Genomic DNA, 18530 nt, shown 5'->3' on the forward strand with positions numbered 1-18530 from the left:
TGTGGCAGCGGTGTTCTGGGGGAACTCCGCTCCCTCTCCCTAACCCTCTCCCTGAAGGGAGAGGGGACCGTTCGGTGTGTGCGGATGCTCTTGAGTTAGCCGGGCCCGCCGGCGGTTTCAGGTTGAGGCCATTCCTTCTCTTGGCACGGACAAGCCCCCTCTCCCTTCAGGGCGAGGGCTGGGGAGAGGGGACGGAGCAACCGGAGACACCATGGCCGCCGGCGAGCACCATTCGCGAGCAAACTCGCTCCTACGAAAAGCAAAAGCCAAAGCAGGGAATGCGACGCCCCCGAAACCGCCCCCCACCGCCGGTTTTTTCTTCCCCACGACCCCCGTAGGATGGCGTTGAGCGCAGCGAAACCCATCACCCCCGGGACCCACCATGCCCAACACCCCCGCCCTGATCATCATCGACATGCAAAAAGGTATGGCCAGCACCCCGGTCCCACGCAACAACCCCCACGCCGAAGCCCGCATCGCCGAACTCCTGGCCGCCTGGCGCGCGGCCGGGGCGCCGCTGCTGCACGTCCGGCACATCTCGCGCACGCCGGGCTCGCCGTTCTGGCCGGGGCAGCCGGGGGTGGAGTTCCAGGACGCGCTGGCGCCGCTGGAGCACGAGCAGGTGCTGGAGAAGAACGTCCCCGACGCCTTCGCCAACAGCGGCCTGGAGCGCTGGCTGCGGGTGCGCGGCATCGACACCCTGGTGATCGCCGGCGTCAGTACCAACCACTCGGTGGAAAGCACCGCGCGCAGCGCCGGCAACCTGGGCTTTCGCACCTTCGTGGTGGCCGATGCCTGCTTCGCCTTCGAACAGCGCGACTACCACGGCACCCTGCGCAGCGCCGAGGAGGTCCACGCCATGGCCCTGGGCAACCTGCAGGGCGAGTACGCCTGGGTACTGGAGACCGCGCAGGCGCTGGGGATGGCGCGGGACGGCTGAGCAGCCGGTCGCCATCGTTCCCGCCGGCATTGATGCGCGGCGGTTTTTCGGGTATTTCCCCTGAAATTCCGATGCAAGGAATGGCTTTGTCATCTTGTGTCGTGAAAAAACAGTGTGTAGTTTTCACGGGGCGTGCAGTTTGTTAAGAAAGCGCGCGTTCGTGCCCGCTCAACCTCAGGAACCCACCACTACATGACGCTGCAAATCTGCATTCTGGAAACCGACATCCTGCGTCCCGAGCTGATCGACCAGTACACCGGCTACGGCTGGATGTTCCAGCAGCTGTTCGCCAAGCAACCGGTGCCCGCCGAGTTCAAGGTGTACAACGTGGTGGAGGGCCATTACCCGCCCGACAGCGAGCACTACGACGCCTACCTGGTGACCGGCAGCAAGTACGACTCCTTCGGCGACGAACCCTGGATCCGCACGCTCAAGGAGTACCTGCTGAGCCGCTACGAGCGCGGCGACAAGCTGCTGGGCGTGTGTTTCGGCCACCAGCTGCTGGCCCTGCTGCTGGGCGGCAAGACCGAGCGCGCCGACCAGGGCTGGGGCGTGGGCATCCATGACTACCGCATCGAAGAGCAGCCGCAGTGGATGCAGCCGCAACTGGACGACCTGACCCTGCTGGTCAGCCACCAGGACCAGGTCACCCAACTGCCCGAAGGCGCCCGGCGCATCGCCAGCAGCGACTTCTGCCCGAACGCCGCCTACGCCATCGGCGACCAGGTGCTGTGCTTCCAGGGCCACCCGGAGTTCGTCGCCGACTACTCCCAGGCGATCCTCGACCTGCGCCGCGAGATCTTCAGCGAGCCGGTCTACCGGAAGGGCATCGACAGCCTCGACCGCGAGCACCAGGGCGCCACCGTGGCCGAATGGATGATGCGCTTCGTCCAACTGGGCCGGAAAAAGGACGAGCAGAACGCCGCCTGAGCCCGCTGCGCCCACCAACGCCGCTCCCCGGAGCGGCGTTTTCGTTCCCGCGCCGAGGCGAACCGCCTTTCGTAGGAGCAACTGTCTGCGTCGAGGTGCTTTTCGTAGGATGGGTTGAGCTTGCGAAACCCATCGGGCCATGGTGATGGGTATCGCTTCGCTCAACCCATCCTACGGGGCTTCCTGGAACTGTAGCGGATCTCATCCGCGAATCGCGCCGGCACCTCCGGCTATCGCGGACAAGGTCCGCTCCTACGGCTCCAGGGACGCACGGGCGTAGGGCATTCCGCGCAGGATGCCATCCTACACAAGCGCTGTGGCGCGGTCGGTGGGCTAGAGCCAATCCGCCTGCTTGAAGCTGACGTACAGCCCGATGCAGCCGATCACCAGCAGGCCCATCACCAGGAAGTAGCCGTAGTGCCAGTGCAGCTCCGGGATGTACTCGAAGTTCATCCCGTAGATGCCGGCCACCGCCGTGGGCAAGCCGAGGATCGCCGCCCAGGCGGCGAACTTGCGCTGCACCACGCTCTGCCGCGAGGACTCCAGCAGCAGGCCGACCTCGATGGTCTGGCTGGCGATGTCGCGCAGCGAGTTGAGGTCTTCCAGCAGACGGTTGACGTGGATGGCCACGTCGCGGAAGTAGGGGCGCATCTGCTTGTCGATGAAGGGGAAGTCCAGGCGCTGCAGCTCCTGGCAGATCTCCACCATGGGCGCCGCGTAGTGGCGCAGCTTGAGCACCTCGCGGCGCAGGCCGTAGATGCGCTCGATCTCCTCCTGGCTCAGCGAGGTGCGCAGGGCGCGCTGCTCCAGCACCTCGATCTCGCCGCGGATCTCTTCCACCACCGGCTCGTAGTTGCCGACCACGAAGTCGAGCAGGGCGTAGAGCACGAAGTCGGTGCCGTGGGCCAGCAGCAGCGGGCGCGCCTCGCAGCGCTGGCGCACCTGCGAGTACGACTGCGAGAAGCCGTGGCGGGCGCTGATGATGTAGCCGATGCCGGCGAACAGGTGGGTTTCCACGAACATCAGCCGGCTGTCCGCGCGCACCGGCGAGTAGATCACCATGAACAGCGCGTCGCCGAAGGTCTCCAGCTTCGGCCGGCTGTGCTTCTCCAGGGCGTCGGCGATCGCCAGCTCGTGCAGGTTGAACTGCTTCTGCAGGTTCATCAGCTCTTCCGGCGTGGGTTCCTGCAGGCCGGTCCAGACGAAGTGGTCGGGCTGGCAGGCCCAGCGATAGCCCGCCTCCAGCGGGATATCGGCGACCTTCTTGCCCTTGCAGTAGACGGCGGATGCGACGACTCGACCCATGGCGCGTTCTCCCGGCAGGTGGAGGCGGGCGGTGCCGGCGGGCGCCGGCGGCGATCTGCAAAGTATGGGCAAGCTGGCGCAGGCCGCCAGCGCGGGGCTCAGGAGTGCGGGCGCAGGCTCTGCTGCAGCACCGCCAGGGCGTTGGGCAGCACTTCGTTGAAACGCTGGAACAGCGCGCTCTTGTCCATGCCGTCCGGCTGGATGTTGCGGGCGCCCTGGAAGCCGCCGCTCAGGGCCAGCGCCACCAGGACCACGATGCTGTACAGGCCGATGCTGGCGAGGGCGCCGTTGCGCAGGGTGCGGGCGGTGGAGCGGTGCATGGCGAGGGCTGCCGGAAGTGGGAGTGGGGCCAGTTTCCCAGCAGTCTGGTCGATGGGATAACGAAGTTCGTTGCTTTCAACTATCGGTGGAATTGATGGTTTGCCGACCGCCGCGAGGGGGATGCGGCCTTGATGCGGGTCAAGGTTCGCGGTGCGGCCAGGCGTAACGTGGAAATGGACGGGAGCGCAAGGCAAGGCTTCCGAGGTACTCCACCGAGGGCAGCGGGCGTAGCGCCAAGCCGGCCAAGGCCAGCCTGGAGAACGTCGGGCACTGCCTGCGGGAGCTGGCGAAGTACGTCGAGGGGGAGGGCGTCCGCAGCCTGGCGCTGCCATGCCTGGCCACCGGTGTCGGCGGGCTGGACTGGAAGGATGTGCGACCGTTGCTGGACAGGTATCTCGGCCATCTGGACATCCCCGTAGTGGTCTATGCGGTCTATCGCAAGGGAGTCGCCGCCGACGAGAAGCTCGGCTGAGGCGTGGCCGGCGGCCTGGCGCGTCCCGGAGCCGGGGCGCGTGGGGCCGTCGGAATGCCGGCGAGCGCCGGTCAGCCCTAGTGGGCGGGGGTAGCGTCGTGCTGCTGGCTGGCGGTCCGCTCGGCCTGATGCTGCAGCGCGGCCTGGTTCAGGTTGGCCATGCGGTTCTGCATCAGCGGCGATTCTTCGGCGAAGCCGGACTGGGCGCCGAGCAGAGTGGCGCTGGCGAGGAGGGCAGTGGCGATGAGTTGCAGTTTCATGATGAACACCTCGTTGGTTGCTTTTCCTGTGGGTTCATCAATAGGTTAACGCGCAATAATTTTTGAAAAAGACTGAACGGGCTTAATCAGTTTTGCCTTTTTCGTAACTATTCGAGGCGCCCCGTAGGAGCAACTGTCTTGCGCCGAGGTGCTCTTCGTAGGATGGGTTGAGCTTGCGAAACCCATGCGGTTGCGCTGATGGGTATCGCTTCGCTCAACGCCATCCTACGAAAAGCCGTGCTTCCTGGAACCGTAGGGCCCTGCCCGCGAAATCGCGCGCAGGGCGCGCTCCTACAGGGGAATGGCATCGGCGCTCGGGCTTTCCCCTCACCCCAGCCCTCTCCCGGAGGGAGAGGGAGCTAGTCTGTGCCGAGAGAAGGCCTGGTTTCAGCCGGCAACCCCTGCGCTAGCCGGCTAACGCCGAAACACCAACGCACGCCGAACGGTCCCCTCTCCCTCCGGGAGAGGGTTAGGGTGAGGGGGCCGCAGGCCTGCTCGCTCGATTCCGTCCCCCCTATGCGCTTCGTGAGGTACGGCATTTCCCCTGCACCTGTAAGCGGGCCCTGCCCGCGAAATCGCGCGCAGGGCCCGCTCCTACAGGGGAATGGCATCGGCGCTCGGGCTTTCCCCTCACCCCAGCCCTCTCCCGGAGGGAGAGGGAGCCAGTCCGTGCCGAGAGAAGGCCTGGTTTCAGCCGGCAACCCCTGCGCTAGCCGGCTAACGCCGAAACACCAACGCACGCTGAACGGTCTCCTCTCCCTCCGGGAGAGGGTTAGGGTGAGGGGGCCGCAGGCCTGCTCGCTCGATTCCGTGCCCCTATGCGCTTCGTGAGGCACGGCATTTCCCCCGCACCTGTAGGCGGGCCCTGCCCGCGATTTCGCGCGCAGGGCGCGCTCCTACAGGGGAATGGCATCGGCGCTCGGGCTTTCCCCTCACCCCAGCCCTCTCCCGGAGGGAGAGGGAGCCAGTCCGCGCCGAGAGAAGGCCTGGTTTCAGCCGGCAACCCCTGTGCTAGCCGGCTGACGCCGAAACACCCATGTACTCCGAACGGTCCCCTCTCCCTCCGGGAGAGGGTTAGGGTGAGGGGGCCGCAGGCCTGCTCGCTCGATTCCGTCCCCCCTATGCGCTTCGTGAGGCACGGCATTTCCCCCGCACCTGTAAGCGGGCCCTGCCCGCGAAATCGCGCGCAGGGCGCGCTCCTACAGGGGAATGGCATCGGCGCTCGGGCTTTCCCCTCACCCCAGCCCTCTCCCGGAGGGAGAGGGGCCAGTCCGTGCCGAGAGAAGGCCTGGTTTCAGCCGGCAACCCCTGCGCTAGCCGGCTAACGCCGAAACACCAACGCACGCCGAACGGTCCCCTCTCCCTCTGGGAGAGGGTTAGGGTGAGGGGGTCGCAGGCCTGCTCGCTCGATTCCGTGCCTCTATGCGCTTCGTGAGGCACGGCATTTCCCCCGCACCTGTAGGAATAGTGGGGCGGCGTAGGAGCACCTCAGGCCAGGTGCTGCTTGTCCTTCTCGATGGCCTGGTCCAGGGTTTCCAGCAGTTGCCGGCGCACCTTCAGCTTGGTGTTGCGGTGCGCGGTCATGTTCAGCTTCTTCAGCTGCTGGGCGGCGGCGCGGGCGGTGTCCAGCAGTTCCTCGGCGCTCACCACCTTGTCGAGGAAGCCGGCGGCCATGGCTTCTTGCGGGGCGAACATCTCGGCGTTGATCACCGAACGGTTGAAGGCCGACTTGCGCAGGCGGTCGCGGGCCAGCTCGATGCCCACGTGGTGCATGGTCATGCCGATGGCCACTTCGTTCAGGCCGATCTGGAAGGGGCCGTCGACGCCGATGCGGTAGTCCGCCGAGAGCAGCAGGAAGGCGCCCTTGGCCACCGCGTGGCCGGAGCAGGCGACGATGATCGGGTAGGGATGGGCCAGCATGCGCCGGGCCAGGGTCGAACCGGCGGCCACCAGGGCCACGGCGTTCTCCGGGCCGGAGGTCATCACCTTGAGGTCGTAGCCGCCGGAAAGGATGCCCGGCTGGCCGGTGAGGATCACCACCGCGCGGTCCTGCTCGGCACGGTCCAGCGCCTGGTTGAAGGCCTCGATCACGGCGGGGGAGATGGCATTCACCTTGCCGTTGGCGAGGGTCAGGGTGGCGACGCCGTCGTCGAGTTGATAGCTGATCAGTTCACTCATGGCAGGACATCCGGAAAAAGGGCGTGGCGCAGAACATACTGGCGGCCACGGCGACCGTAAAGCGCTGTATCCGACCGGCCGGTCACCGCGGTTTTGCGACGGACTTCACTCTCCGATGGGCGAGCCGGTGAATTTCGCGGGGTGTGCGTGGAGGCGCGCAGGCCGTGCTGTTAAGCTGCCAGCACCGCCGTCCGTATCAATCCGCTTACAGGGAAGTCCTTCCGAATGTCGAAACTGCTCAAGTGGGGCCTGCTCGGCATCGTGGCCGTCGCGCTCATCATCAAGGTGTCGCTGTGGCTGTCCGTGCGCAGCATCGTCGACGACGCCGTGGCGCGCCTGTCGCCGATGGTGGAGATCACCTACGGCGGGATTTCCTCTTCCTTCGACGGCCGCGTCGGCCTGAAGAACGTGGAGATCCGCGTGCCGGCCGCCCGCGACAGCCTGAAGGTGGCCCATGCCCAGCTCAGGTTCAACGGCCTGCGCGAGCTGCTGAGCTTCAAGGAGCGCCTGGCCGAGGGCAAGCTGCCCAAGCAGATGGCCATGGAACTCACCGGCGTCGAGCTGCAGGTGCACGGCCCGTTCATGCAGGCGCTGTACCAGCAGCCGGCGGAGAGCAGCGTGTTCACCGCCATGAGCGAGGTGGCCTGCGGCAACATCCGCAACATCGGCTCCGACGAGTTGCTGCAGATGGGCTACCGCACCCTGGAATCGGACATCGAGTTCTCCTACCTGTTCGAACCCGGCGCGCAGAAGCTGACCTTCAACCTGCGCTCGGACGCCCGCGGCATGCTCGACACCCGCGTCGGCATGTCCCTGAGCAACGTCTCCGAACGCCCCGGCGACATGCGCGTGAACCCGCCGCGGGTGTCCCAGGTGACCGTCGAGCTGGACGACAACCAGTACCAGCGCAAGGTCCAGGAATTCTGCGCCGCGCGCCTGGGCGTCAAGCGCGAGGAGTACCTCAAGCAGGCCCTGGCGCAGTTCGACAAGGCCATGCGCAGCCAGCGCGTGGCGCTGGACCAGCCGCTGCTCGACGCCTACGCCCGCTACCTGGCCGACCCGCAGTCGCTGCGCCTGGAACTCAACCCCAGCGAGGGCATGACCTGGAGCGGGTTGCAGTTCTTCGAGGCCAGGGACGTGGTCGGCATGCTGCGCCCGGTGGTGCTGGTGAACCAGCAGGCGGTGAACCCGATCGGCTTCGCCTGGGTCGACCCGCTGAAGCACAGGGTCACCGCCGATTCGGCCACGCATAAGATTTCGGCCGAAGAAACGGTTGAGTCGGAGAAGAGAACGCAGCAATATGGCTTCGTCAGTATCGACAGCCTTGCCCAGTACACCGGCAAGCGCCTGCAGTTCATCACCTTCGATGGTGCCTATTATCAGGGTGTACTGCACAAGGTGGAGAACGGACGAGTCTATATCACGGTCCTCATGGGGACGGGCTCGGCCGAGATGAACCTCCGCCTGAACAAGATCAATCAGGTGCGCGTCGAGTTGTGAGACGCGCAAGAGGAGAGTGCAAGTGAGTGAGTCGTTGTCCATCCATCATGATGAGTCCAGCCACCAGTTCGTCACGACGGTGGACGGTCATCGTGCCTACCTGGCCTACATGGATCTGGGCAAGCAGACGCTGGACATCTACCGCACCTTCGTGCCCGACAGCCTGCGCGGCCGCGGCATCGCCGCGGCGCTCACCGAGCACGCGCTGCAGTACGCCGAGCGCAAGGGCTACAGCGTGATTCCCTCCTGCTCCTACGTCGAGCGCTACCTGGAGCGCCATCCGCGCCACGCCGACCGCATGGCCTGAGCCGCCAGCACCCATGAAAACGCCGGGCATTGCCCGGCGTTTTTCGTTACGGCCCGACTCAGCCGCGCTGGCGCTTGGGCAGCACGTCCTTGAGCTTGGCGTGCATGCTGCGCACGGCCTTCTCGGTGGTTTCCCAGTCGATGCAGGCGTCGGTGACGGAGACGCCGTACTGCAGCTGGCAGAGGTCCTTCGGGATCGGCTGGTTGCCCCAGCCCAGGTGGCTTTCCACCATCAGGCCGACGATGGAGTTGTTGCCTTCGACGATCTGGTTGGCGACGTTGTCCATCACCAGCGGCTGCAGCGCCGGGTCCTTGTTGGAGTTGGCGTGGCTGCAGTCGACCATCACGTTCAGCGGCACCTTGGCCTTGTTCAGCTCCTGCTCGCACAGGGCCACGCTCACCGAGTCGTAGTTCGGCTTGCCGTTGCCGCCGCGCAGCACCACGTGGCCGTAGCGGTTGCCCTTGGTGGTGACGATGGACACGCCGCCTTCCTGGTTGATGCCGAGGAAACGGTGCGGGCTGGAGACCGACTGCAGGGCGTTGATCGCCACGGTCAGGCTGCCGTCGGTGCCGTTCTTGAAGCCGACCGCGGAGGACAGGCCGGAAGCCATCTCGCGGTGGGTCTGGGATTCGGTGGTGCGCGCGCCGATGGCCGACCAGCTGATCAGGTCCTGCAGGTACTGCGGGGAGATCGGGTCGAGCGCCTCGGTGGCGGTGGGCAGGCCCATCTCGGCCAGGTCGCGCAGCAGCTGGCGGCCGATGTGCAGGCCGTCCTGGATCTTGAAGGAGTCGTCCAGGTAGGGGTCGTTGATCAGGCCTTTCCAGCCCACGGTGGTGCGCGGCTTCTCGAAGTACACGCGCATTACCAGGAACAGGGTGTCGGCGACTTCGACGGCCAGGACCTTGAGGCGCTCGGCGTATTCGTGGGCGGCCTTGACGTCGTGGATGGAGCAGGGGCCGATCACCACGAACAGGCGGTGGTCCTTGCCATCGAGGATGTCGCGGACGACCTGGCGGCCATGGGCGACGGTCTGCCGGGCGGCGTCGGTCAGGGGGATTTCGCGCTTGAGCTGCTCCGGCGTGATCAGGGTCTCGTTGGAGGCAACGTTAAGGTCGTCGATCTGTAAATCAGCCATCGTGGTACTCAGTCAGGTCACGGGTGCCGGCCGCCAGGAACCCCCCATGCGATGGGGCGCAGGCATGAATCTCGCTAAGGGGAAGTCGAACCTTAACGCGTCGGACGCCGGCTCGACAATGGGCAGGCAGCGGGAAAATGCCCGGATGACGGGGTTTGGCGCCGTTTCAGATGGCGCAGAACAGGGGGAAGTCGGCGGCGTTGCAGGCGATCCATTCCAGGGCGGTGTCTTCCACCGGCTGCGCCTGCCCGCTTTCGCGCTCGCGCTGGCGGCGGAAGTGCTCGATCTGGCAGACCTGCTCGACCATGCGCGCGCGGAACAGGGTGTCCTCGTCGAGGAAGGCCACGCCCACCAGGTAGTCGTCGCTGAGCTTGCGGCTCCAGGCCACCACGCCGGGGTAGCGCGCGGCGTCGCCCAGCAGCGGGATGCGCAGCTCGACCGCGGTGCCGCGGCGGAAACCGCGCGGGGCGTTGCAGGCTACCCCGCCGAGGCTGATATTGTACAGGCGCTGGCGCGGCAGGAAGAGCTGCCTGCGGACCACCAGCTCCACCGGTAGATCACAGGGGTGACGCAGGAACTGTCGCATGACGGAAGGCTCCGACTGCAATCTTTTTGGCGTTGGCATTGGGCAAAGTATAGTGCCGTCGCTGGAACTCACCGACCTGGATGCCGATCACCGGTTGCTCGAGTTGCCAGGCGACTCGCTGCTGGTGTTCAGCGCCGAGGGCTGCGCTTCCTGCCGCTGGGCCCGCGCGCAGTTGCCGGGCATGGGGCTGCCGGTGCGGCGCCTGTGCTGGGTCGATGCCGGGCGCAATGGCGGCCTGGTCGAGCGTTATGAAGTCTTCCACCTGCCGGCGCTGTTCCTGGTGCGCGACGGCGCCTTCCATGGCCGCCTCGACGCGCCCCTGCGCGCCGGCCCACTGGCCCAGGCCCTGCGCGCCGCGGCCTTGCGCATTCCCGAGGAGTTGCCCTGAATGACTGTTTCCCCCGTCCGCATCGGCGTGATCGGCACCGGCGCCATCGGCGGTTTCTACGGCCTGATGCTGGCCCGCGCCGGCTTCGACGTGCATTTCCTGCTGCGCAGCGAATACGCCGCGGTGGCCGAGCACGGCCTGCGCCTGAACAGCCAGGTGCACGGCGCGCTGGGCCTGGCGCCGGTGCAGGCCTACCACGACGTCGCCGACCTGCCGCCGTGCGACTGGCTGCTGGTGGGCGCCAAGACCACCAGCAACGCCGAGCTGGCGCCGCTGATCGCCCGCGCCGCGGCGCCGGGCGCCAAGGTCCTGCTGCTGCAGAACGGCCTGGCGGTGGAGGAGGGCCTGCGCCCGCTGCTGCCGGACGCGCTGCACCTGCTCGGCGGGCTCTGCTACATCTGCGTGCACCGCTCAGCCCCTGGGGTGATCGAGCACCAGGCCCTGGGCGCGGTGCACCTGGGCTACCACAGCGGGCCGGCTGCCGCTGCCGCCGGCCAGGCCATCGCCGAGGAGGGCGCCGCGCTGTTCCGCCAGGCCGGGCTGGATTCCGTGGCGATGCCGGCGCTGGAGCACGCGCGCTGGCAGAAGCTGGTATGGAACGTCCCTTACAACGGTCTGTCGGTGCTGCTGGACAGCGGCACCCGGGCGCTGATGGCCAACGCCGACAGCCGCGCGCTGATCGCCGCCATCATGGACGAGGTGATGGCCGGCGCCGCCGCCTGCGGCCATGAGTTGCCGGCCGGCTACCCGGCGGCGATGCTGAGCGCGACCGAACGCATGCCCGACTACCTGCCGAGCATGTACCACGACTTCGCCCAGCGCCGGCCGCTGGAGCTGCAGGCGATCTATGATGCGCCCCTGGCCGCGGCGGCCGCCGCCGGGGTGGCGATGCCACGCATCGAGGCGCTGCAACGGGCGCTACGCTTCATCGACGCGCGCAACCAGGCGCGCTGATCCATCACGGGGGAACGGGCAATGGGCAAGGGGCTGGGCGACAAGCTGGTGGTGGCGATCTCCTCGCGGGCGCTGTTCGACCTGGACGAGAGCCACCGCATCTACGAATCCGAAGGCGTGGAGGCCTACCGGCAGTACCAGATCGCCCACGAGGACGAGGTGCTGCAGCCCGGCGACGCCTTCGCCCTGGTGCAGAAACTGCTGGGGCTCAACGAGATGCTCGGCCGGCAATTGGTGGAAGTGGTGCTGGTCTCGCGCAACAGCGCCGATACCGGCCTGCGGGTGTTCAACTCCATCCAGCAGCATGGCCTGGGCATCTCCCGCGCGGCCTTCGTCGGCGGGCGCAGTCCATACCCGTACCTGGCGGCGTTCGGCTGCCACCTGTTCCTCTCCACCCACGTCGAGGACGTGCGCAGCGCGCTGGAAAACGGCTTCGCCGCGGCGACCATCCTCTCCGCCGGGGCCCGCCGCGAGACCGCAGGCGAACTGCGTTTCGCCTTCGACGGCGACGCCGTGCTGTTCTCCGACGAGGCCGAGCGGGTGTTCCAGCAGGGCGGCCTGGAGGCCTTCCAGACGCGCGAGCAGGCGTCCGCCCGCGAGCCGCTGGGCGGCGGCCCGTTCAAGCCCTTCCTGGCCGCGCTGAACCGCGTGCAGCAGGCCTTCCCCCAGGAGTCCTGCCCGATCCGCACGGCGCTGGTCACCGCGCGCTCGGCGCCGGCCCACGAGCGCGTCATCCGCACCCTGCGCGAATGGGACATCCGCCTGGACGAATCGCTGTTCCTCGGCGGCCTGGACAAGTCGGCGTTTCTCGAGGCCTTCAGCGCCGACGTGTTCTTCGACGACCAGCCCGGGCATTGCGAGCGGGCCCGGGAGGTGGTCGCCACCGGCCACGTGCCCCACGGCGTCAGCAACGAGCCGCAGACGGCCAGCTAGCGCGGCCTCGGCCGCTTGCTGCTACTCTGCTCAGAGGCCCGCCGCCGAGGCAGTAGGAGGCCGCATGATCCGATCGATTCTCTACGCTACCGACCTTGGTCTCTACGCCCCGTACGTCCTCCAGCACGCCATGTCCCTCGCCCGCGCCTACGACGCCGAGATCCACGTGGTGCACGCCGTGGAGCCGATGGGGCTGTTCGCCGACTCCGTGCTGCAGACCTACCTGGATGCCGACACCCTCGCCGAGCTGCGCAGCAGCGGTTTGAGCACCGTCATGGGCAATATCGAGCGGCGGGTGATGGAAGGCTTCCGCGACGAACTCGGCGAACTGCACGAGGAGTCGGACATGATCCGTTCGGTGCGCGTGCTGCAGGGCGACCCGCCACAGGTGATCCTCGACGAGGCGCAGCGCCTGGCCGTGGACCTGATAGTCGCCGGCAGCCACAGCCATGGCGAGGGCATGAACACGCCCCTGGGGCGCACCGCCGCACGGGTGGTGCAGCTGGCGGAAGTGCCGGTCTACCTGGTACCCATGTTGCAGCACCGCAGCTGAAGGCGGCTGCGCGACGAACGGACGCGGCGCTCTGCCGCGCACTTTTCCCGGTGTCCGTGGGTTGCCGGGATGTTGCCATAGGGGACGCAGTAGGCAAGCTCGAAAAAAACGTCTAACTTTATTCCTCAAACCATTAATATGGTTATAAAAGCAGAGCCCGGGTCGCGGGCCGCGACATCCATTTCGAGGAATCTCCATGAAGCTTCAGCAACTGCGCTATATCTGGGAAGTCGCGCACCACGACCTCAACGTTTCCGCCACCGCGCAGAGCCTGTACACGTCGCAGCCGGGCATCAGCAAGCAGATCCGCCTGCTGGAGGACGAACTGGGCGTGGAAGTCTTCGCCCGCAGCGGCAAGCACCTGACCCGCGTCACCCCGGCCGGCGAGCGCATCATCAACACCGCCGGCGAGATCCTGCGCAAGGTCGAGAGCATCAAGCAGATCGCCCAGGAATTCTCCAACGAGAAGAAGGGCACCCTGTCCATCGCCACCACCCACACCCAGGCGCGCTACGCGCTGCCGGGCGTGATCAGCGGCTTCATCAAGCAGTACCCGGACGTCTCCCTGCACATGCACCAGGGCACGCCCATGCAGATCGCCGAGATGGCCGCCGACGGCACCGTCGACTTCGCCATCGCCACCGAGGCCCTGGAACTGTTCGGCGACCTGATCATGATGCCCTGCTACCGCTGGAACCGCTGCGTGATCGTGCCCCAGGGCCACCCGCTGACCAAGGTGCCGAAGCTGACCCTGGAACTGCTCGCCGAACAGCCGATCGTCACCTACGTGTTCGGCTTCACCGGCCGCTCCAAGCTGGACGAGGCCTTCAACCAGCGCGGCCTGGTGCCCAAGGTGGTGTTCACCGCGGCCGATGCCGACGTGATCAAGACCTACGTGCGCCTGGGCCTGGGCGTGGGCATCGTGGCGCACATGGCGGTGGACCCGAAGCTGGACAGCGACCTGGTGATGCTCGACGCCAGCCACCTGTTCGAATCCAGCGTGACCAAGATCGGCTTCCGCCGCGGCACCTTCCTGCGCGGTTTCATGTGCGACTTCATCGAGAAGTTCGCTCCGCACCTGACTCGCGAGTTGCTGGCCAAGGCGGTGCAGTGCCACAACAAGGCTGAGCTGGATGAGCTGTTCGAGGGGATCGAGCTGCCGGTTTACTGAGGCTGGTGTGAAGCGGCTGGGGATTGGCGGGGTTTAGGTGGGGTAGGTGTTGGGTTCAAGAGCGCCCTCTCCCCAACCCTCTCCCGCAAGCGGGAGAGGGGGCTGTCCGTGCCACCGTCGACAACGGATTTAGCCGGAAGCACCGGAGCTGCCGGCTAACGCCATAACATCCAGCTCTGCCCAACGGTCCCCTCTCCCTTCAGGGAGAGGGTTAGGGAGAGGGAACGGAGTCGATCCCAAACATCTATATCGCCGGGAAACTCCCTTCGCGAGCAAGCTCGCTCCTACGAAGAGCAAAAGCACGCCCGCTCTTGCTTTTGGGACTTCCAGAGAAACCTCCGCGCACTCCGAAACGCCCCTTCAGCAGGCCGAGCGAAACCGGCGCTCAGGAGGTCATGCGACATGGATGTCGCGAGAGCCCCGATGGGCTACAGGGACGTACGCTCGGGGGGGGACGCCTAGTTCGGGCCTCCGTGGCGGGGGAATTCGCGAGGGTAGCCCGGCTCCATCGGGCCCGTATGCGGGGCAAGCCTTTTTGGTTCCTTTTTGCGGGGGTGGCCTTCCACCGATTGACAAAAGGGACTCGCCCGAGGGGGCGAAACAAAAAATCTCCGCAGACTCGGTGCGGCGCGCTATACCCAAACAAGACGTCTCTGGGTTATTCCCCTTCGGGCCAGCGCAAGCGCTGTTCGCGATGAAGCCGCGTCCCGCGTTCGCGGGAATGACAAGATAGAAAGCGGCGCTCGAGGCCAGGTTCACGACCGAAACCATGCCGCTCGCCAGGCGCATTCAGTGACGCAACCACCCCCGGCTGATTGCCGGCGCCAGAACGCGCCGGTATAGCGTCTCGGCCTGGGCGGTCAACGTGCCGCCGTGGCGCTGCCAGAGCAGCCAGACCAGGCTGTTGCTCACCGCCGACACGGCCAGCGCGCCGAGCATGTCCAGCGGGGAGTGGATGCCCAGGTAGACCCTCGCGTAGCCCACCGCCAGGCCGACGGCGCCGATCAACGCACCCAGCAGCCAGGCATCGTCGAACAGCAGGCTGAGAGCGCAGCCGGCGAAGAGGGTCAGGTGGTCGCTGGGGAAGGAGGCGTTGGCGGCGTGGGCCAGCCAGGGGTGGCCCAGGCCTATGGCAAAGGGGCGCGGGTGCGGCCAGAGCAGGCCGATCAGCAGGCTGAGCCCCAGCGCCAGCGAGGTCACGCCCAGGGCGCGCAGCAGGCGGCCGCGCAGGCCGTGGTCACCCCGGCACCACAGGTACAGCAATGCCAGCGGCAACAGGTAGAGCGGCACGGTGGCGATGAAGCGCGCGGCGTCGATCAGCCAGGCTGGCGTCTGCGCGGTGGCGTTGATGGCGAGGAACGCCTGGCGGTCGAGCGCCTCCAGCAGGCTGGGGCCGGGAGTAGGGAGCAAGGTGGGCATGGTCGATTCTTGTAAGAGGGCACGCAGGACTATAGGCGTCGGAGCCTGAAGGCGGCATTAAGCTGGGACGGAAGGGCGGTCAGAGTCGGTCGAGGTCGCTGCGCAGGGCCAGCTCGGCCAGTGCCTCGGGCGAGTCCTGCGGCGCCGGGCCGCGGCCTTCGAGAATCTCGTGGAGGAAGCTCATGAACACGGTGAACACCTGCTCGCGGCCGTCGTCGTGGCGCACCACGAAGAAGGGCGCGCTGTCCACGCCATACTGGGCGGCGACCATCCAGCCGGCGCTGCCCGGGTTGCGTTCGTCGGCCACCAGCACGCGGTCGATGCGCGGCAGGTAGCCGCCTTTCTCCAGGCGTTGCTGCACGTCCTTGCACTTGCCGCAGTCCTCGCCGTCGGCCAGGACCTTCTTGACCATGGTGATGCGCATGGGGCTTTCCTCTCGCGGTAGGGGCAGGGCCTACCTTAAGCGCTGCGGCGCCGGCGGAAAACCCGCCGGCGACGAGCTCAACCCTTGCTGATCAGGTTGCCGGCGTGCAGGCCGCATTCCTTCTGGGTGGCTTCCTCCCACCACCAGCGGCCTTCGCGCTCGTGCTGGTTGGGCAGCACCGGGCGGGTGCAGGGCTCGCAGCCGATGCTGATGAAGCCGCGCTCGTGCAGGCTGTTGTAGGGGATCTCCAGCATGCGGATGTAGGCCCAGACTTCCTCGCTGCTCATGCTGGCCAGCGGGTTGAACTTGTACAGCGGCTTTTCCGCCGTGGAGAAGGCGCCGTCCAGTTCGACCACCGCCACCTGGCTGCGGGTGCCCGGGCTCTGGTCCTTGCGCTGGCCGGTGGCCCAGGCGCTGACGGTGGCGAGCTTGCGCTTGAGCGGCTCGATCTTGCGGATGCCGCAGCACTCGCCGTGGCCGTCCTTGTAGAAGCTGAACAGGCCCTTTTCCTTGACGAAGGGTTCCAGCAGGCGCGGATCGGGGGTCATGACCTCGATGGCGATGCCGTAGTGCTCGCGCACCCGCTCGATGAAGCGGTAGGTCTCCGGGTGCAGGCGGCCGGTGTCCAGGCTGAACACCTTGACGTTCTTGTTGATCTTCCAGGCCATGTCCAGCAGCACCACGTCCTCGGCGCCGCTGAAGGAGATCCACAGGTCGTCGCCGAAGTGCTCGAAGGCGAACTTGAGGATGTCCTGGGGGGACTTGCTGGCATAGGTCGCGGCGATTTCGGCGACGTCGAACGGATGGCTCATCAGGCGGTTTTCCACTTGTACTTGCGCGGTGCGCTATAAGGCTGCCGATCTTAACAAAGGCAGGGATATGCCCCTAAATAACCATCAGGAAGGTCGACTGTATGCTTTGGGTATAAGTGCTGCGTTGCGCCGGCCCGGGCGAGCCGCTAGAGTGCCGCCTTCTGTCCAAACCTGCGGGGAATCGTTCGTGGAAATCGCCTGTCTCGACCTGGAAGGGGTACTGGTCCCGGAAATCTGGATCGCCTTCGCTGAAAAAACCGGTATCGAAGCGCTCAAGGCGACTACCCGCGATATCCCCGACTACGACGTGCTGATGCAGCAGCGCCTGCGCATCCTCGACGAGCACGGCCTGAAGCTGGCCGACATCCAGGAAGTGATCGCCACCCTGAAGCCGCTGGAAGGCGCGGTGGAGTTCGTCGACTGGCTGCGCGAGCGCTTCCAGGTGGTGATCCTCTCCGACACCTTCTACGAGTTCTCCCAGCCGCTGATGCGCCAACTGGGCTTCCCGACCCTGCTGTGCCACAAGCTCATCACCGACGAGACCGACCGCGTGGTCGGCTACCAGCTGCGCCAGAAGGACCCCAAGCGCCAGTCGGTGATCGCCCTGAAGAGCCTGTACTACCGCGTGATCGCCGCCGGCGACTCGTACAACGACACCACCATGCTCAGCGAAGCCCACGCCGGCATCCTGTTCCATGCGCCGGAGAACGTCATCCGCGAGTTCCCGCAGTTCCCGGCGGTGCACACCTACGAGGACCTGAAGCAGGAGTTCCTCAAGGCGTCGAACCGCCAGCTCGGTCTGTAATACCGGCGGGCCGGTGATGGCCCGCGGTTCGAGAAAGAACGCCGTTTCCCGTCATGGGAAACGGCGTTTTTTGTTGCTTCCAGGAAAACACGGGCGGAATTGTCGACTGCGCCGAGGCGCTCTTCGTAGGATGGGTTGAGCTTGCGAAACCCATGCGGCCGCGATGATGGGTATCGCTTCGCTCAACGCCATCCTACGGGTGTGGACCGGGGCATTGGTGTTTCCGGCCAACGGCGGATAACCGCGAACGGTTATGCGCCCTACATCCCTGCGCCGAGGCGCTCTTCGTAGGATGGGTTGAGCTTGCGAAACCCATGCGGGCGGGGTGATGGGTATCGCTTCGCTCAACGCCATCCTACGGGTGTATGGGAGCCCGCCGATCACACCCGGAACTGCCCCATCAACCCCTGCTGGTGATTTGCCAGGTCGTTCAACGACTGGCTGATCTGCGCCGACTCCTGGGCCTGGCCGGACAGCGATTCGGTCACGTCGCGGATACCCGCCACGTTGCGGTTGATCTCCTCGGCCACCGCGCTCTGTTCCTCGGCGGCGCTGGCGATCTGCAGGTTCATGTCGTTGATCACCCCCACCGCCTCGCCGATGCGCTGCAACGCCGCTACCGCCTGCTCGACCTGGCTGACGCTGCCCTGGGCCTGCTGGTGGCTGCTGTGCATGGCGGTGACCACTTCGCGGGTGCCGTTCTGCAGGCCTTCGATCACCTGGCGGATTTCCTCCACAGAGTCCTGGGTGCGCTTGGCCAGGTTGCGCACTTCGTCGGCCACCACCGCGAAGCCACGGCCAGCCTCGCCGGCGCGGGCCGCTTCGATGGCCGCGTTCAGCGCCAGCAGGTTGGTCTGCTCGGCGATGGCGCGGATCACCTCCAGCACCGAGCCGATCTGCTCGCTGCTGGCCGCCAGGCCCTCGACCTGGGTCATCGCCTGGCTCATGTCGCGGGCCAGTTCGTCGATGGCGCGGGTGGTCTGGTCGATCACCGCCAGGCCGTCGCGGGTGGCGCCGTCGGCACCGCGGGCGGCGTCGGCGGCCATGGCCGCGCTGTTGGCCACGTCGTGGGCGGTGGCGCTCATTTCCTGAGAGGCGGTGGCCACCTGCTCGATCTCGCGGAACTGCTGCTGCATG

The 18530-nt window shown here is 66.6% G+C and carries 21 protein-coding genes; 11 read left to right on the plus strand and 10 right to left on the minus strand.

The genetic code is table 11. From position 1 onward, the window contains the following. Nucleotides 1–382: 382 nt before the first annotated feature. The gene (locus QSJ95_RS26430) at nucleotides 383–940 is read left to right on the plus strand and encodes a cysteine hydrolase family protein (protein WP_285646486.1); all 558 of its coding nucleotides are present in this window, start codon (nucleotides 383–385) and stop codon (nucleotides 938–940) included. A gap of 192 nt (nucleotides 941–1132) precedes the next feature. After that, nucleotides 1133–1870 (plus strand): amidotransferase, encoded by a 738-nt coding sequence (locus QSJ95_RS26435; RefSeq protein ID WP_058490172.1) that lies wholly within the window; start codon nucleotides 1133–1135, stop codon nucleotides 1868–1870. Between the two features lie 333 nt (nucleotides 1871–2203). Here the strand turns inward: QSJ95_RS26435 and QSJ95_RS26440 are convergent, their stop codons facing one another. Continuing rightward, nucleotides 2204–3175, minus strand: coding sequence for a magnesium and cobalt transport protein CorA (locus QSJ95_RS26440; protein ID WP_009618833.1), 972 nt, complete (start codon nucleotides 3173–3175; stop codon nucleotides 2204–2206). 98 nt (nucleotides 3176–3273) lie between these two features. Further along, a complete protein-coding gene (locus tag QSJ95_RS26445) occupies nucleotides 3274–3495 on the minus strand; it encodes a hypothetical protein (RefSeq protein ID WP_285646491.1) in 222 nt (73 codons plus the stop codon). 284 nt (nucleotides 3496–3779) lie between these two features. On the opposite strand from QSJ95_RS26445, the gene QSJ95_RS26450 reads away from it, so the two are divergent. Further along, entirely contained in the window at nucleotides 3780–3968 is a 189-nt protein-coding gene (locus QSJ95_RS26450; protein ID WP_502945323.1) for a hypothetical protein, read from the plus strand. A gap of 77 nt (nucleotides 3969–4045) precedes the next feature. Here the strand turns inward: QSJ95_RS26450 and QSJ95_RS26455 are convergent, their stop codons facing one another. Then, nucleotides 4046–4228 carry a hypothetical protein gene (locus QSJ95_RS26455; protein WP_285646495.1) on the minus strand — a complete coding sequence of 61 codons (183 nt, stop codon included), beginning with the start codon at nucleotides 4226–4228 and terminating at the stop codon, nucleotides 4046–4048. A gap of 1488 nt (nucleotides 4229–5716) precedes the next feature. Further along, nucleotides 5717–6406 carry a crotonase/enoyl-CoA hydratase family protein gene (locus QSJ95_RS26460; protein WP_058490169.1) on the minus strand — a complete coding sequence of 230 codons (690 nt, stop codon included), beginning with the start codon at nucleotides 6404–6406 and terminating at the stop codon, nucleotides 5717–5719. 225 nt (nucleotides 6407–6631) lie between these two features. Here QSJ95_RS26460 and QSJ95_RS26465 point away from each other — a divergent pair, with 225 nt between their 5' ends. Both QSJ95_RS26465 and QSJ95_RS26470 read left to right on the plus strand, forming a co-directional pair. Then, complete coding sequence (locus QSJ95_RS26465; protein ID WP_285646498.1) at nucleotides 6632–7906, plus strand: aq_1923 C-terminal domain; 1275 nt, start codon at nucleotides 6632–6634, stop codon at nucleotides 7904–7906. A 22-nt stretch (nucleotides 7907–7928) separates the two neighbouring features. Further along, nucleotides 7929–8213 (plus strand): GNAT family N-acetyltransferase, encoded by a 285-nt coding sequence (locus tag QSJ95_RS26470; protein ID WP_009623398.1) that lies wholly within the window; start codon nucleotides 7929–7931, stop codon nucleotides 8211–8213. A gap of 58 nt (nucleotides 8214–8271) precedes the next feature. On the opposite strand, the gene QSJ95_RS26475 is transcribed toward QSJ95_RS26470, so the two are convergent. After that, complete coding sequence (locus QSJ95_RS26475; protein ID WP_285646502.1) at nucleotides 8272–9348, minus strand: 3-deoxy-7-phosphoheptulonate synthase; 1077 nt, start codon at nucleotides 9346–9348, stop codon at nucleotides 8272–8274. 166 nt (nucleotides 9349–9514) lie between these two features. Further along, on the minus strand, nucleotides 9515–9934 hold the full coding sequence (locus tag QSJ95_RS26480) for a PilZ domain-containing protein (protein WP_024128653.1): 420 nt from the start codon (nucleotides 9932–9934) through the stop codon (nucleotides 9515–9517). Between QSJ95_RS26480 and QSJ95_RS26485 the strand changes: the two genes are divergently transcribed. The 5 genes from QSJ95_RS26485 to cysB all read left to right on the plus strand — a co-directional run bounded on the left by QSJ95_RS26485 (nucleotide 9933) and on the right by cysB (nucleotide 13933). Further along, the gene (locus QSJ95_RS26485; protein WP_009623296.1) at nucleotides 9933–10322 is read left to right on the plus strand and encodes a YbbN family protein; all 390 of its coding nucleotides are present in this window, start codon (nucleotides 9933–9935) and stop codon (nucleotides 10320–10322) included. The two genes, QSJ95_RS26480 and QSJ95_RS26485, sit on opposite strands and share 2 nt — an antisense overlap. Then, a complete protein-coding gene (locus QSJ95_RS26490) occupies nucleotides 10323–11276 on the plus strand; it encodes a putative 2-dehydropantoate 2-reductase (protein WP_281687555.1) in 954 nt (317 codons plus the stop codon). A 21-nt stretch (nucleotides 11277–11297) separates the two neighbouring features. Next, the gene (locus QSJ95_RS26495; protein ID WP_043272087.1) at nucleotides 11298–12209 is read left to right on the plus strand and encodes a 5'-nucleotidase; all 912 of its coding nucleotides are present in this window, start codon (nucleotides 11298–11300) and stop codon (nucleotides 12207–12209) included. Nucleotides 12210–12273: 64 nt separating this feature from the next. Next, nucleotides 12274–12762: a universal stress protein gene (locus QSJ95_RS26500; protein ID WP_009623290.1), complete on the plus strand. Its 489-nt coding sequence runs from the start codon at nucleotides 12274–12276 to the stop codon at nucleotides 12760–12762. Between the two features lie 196 nt (nucleotides 12763–12958). Continuing rightward, nucleotides 12959–13933: an HTH-type transcriptional regulator CysB gene (gene cysB / locus QSJ95_RS26505; RefSeq protein ID WP_074980682.1), complete on the plus strand. Its 975-nt coding sequence runs from the start codon at nucleotides 12959–12961 to the stop codon at nucleotides 13931–13933. 789 nt (nucleotides 13934–14722) lie between these two features. On the opposite strand, the gene QSJ95_RS26510 is transcribed toward cysB, so the two are convergent. From QSJ95_RS26510 to QSJ95_RS26520, 3 genes are all read right to left on the minus strand, one after another. Then, nucleotides 14723–15352 carry a phosphatase PAP2 family protein gene (locus QSJ95_RS26510; protein ID WP_069864270.1) on the minus strand — a complete coding sequence of 210 codons (630 nt, stop codon included), beginning with the start codon at nucleotides 15350–15352 and terminating at the stop codon, nucleotides 14723–14725. A gap of 79 nt (nucleotides 15353–15431) precedes the next feature. Then, complete coding sequence (locus QSJ95_RS26515; protein WP_009623287.1) at nucleotides 15432–15776, minus strand: hypothetical protein; 345 nt, start codon at nucleotides 15774–15776, stop codon at nucleotides 15432–15434. Nucleotides 15777–15853: 77 nt separating this feature from the next. After that, complete coding sequence (locus QSJ95_RS26520; RefSeq protein ID WP_285646509.1) at nucleotides 15854–16588, minus strand: phosphoadenylyl-sulfate reductase; 735 nt, start codon at nucleotides 16586–16588, stop codon at nucleotides 15854–15856. A gap of 187 nt (nucleotides 16589–16775) precedes the next feature. Between QSJ95_RS26520 and thrH the strand changes: the two genes are divergently transcribed. Then, a complete protein-coding gene (gene thrH, locus QSJ95_RS26525; protein WP_261746446.1) occupies nucleotides 16776–17393 on the plus strand; it encodes a bifunctional phosphoserine phosphatase/homoserine phosphotransferase ThrH in 618 nt (205 codons plus the stop codon). A gap of 380 nt (nucleotides 17394–17773) precedes the next feature. Here thrH and QSJ95_RS33085 read toward each other — a convergent pair whose 3' ends face one another. Further along, complete coding sequence (locus tag QSJ95_RS33085; protein WP_371263880.1) at nucleotides 17774–18529, minus strand: methyl-accepting chemotaxis protein; 756 nt, start codon at nucleotides 18527–18529, stop codon at nucleotides 17774–17776. Nucleotide 18530: the final 1 nt, after the last annotated feature.

Source organism: Pseudomonas sp. NBRC 100443 (genome assembly GCF_030268185.1).
GTDB lineage: Bacteria > Pseudomonadota > Gammaproteobacteria > Pseudomonadales > Pseudomonadaceae > Pseudomonas > Pseudomonas citronellolis.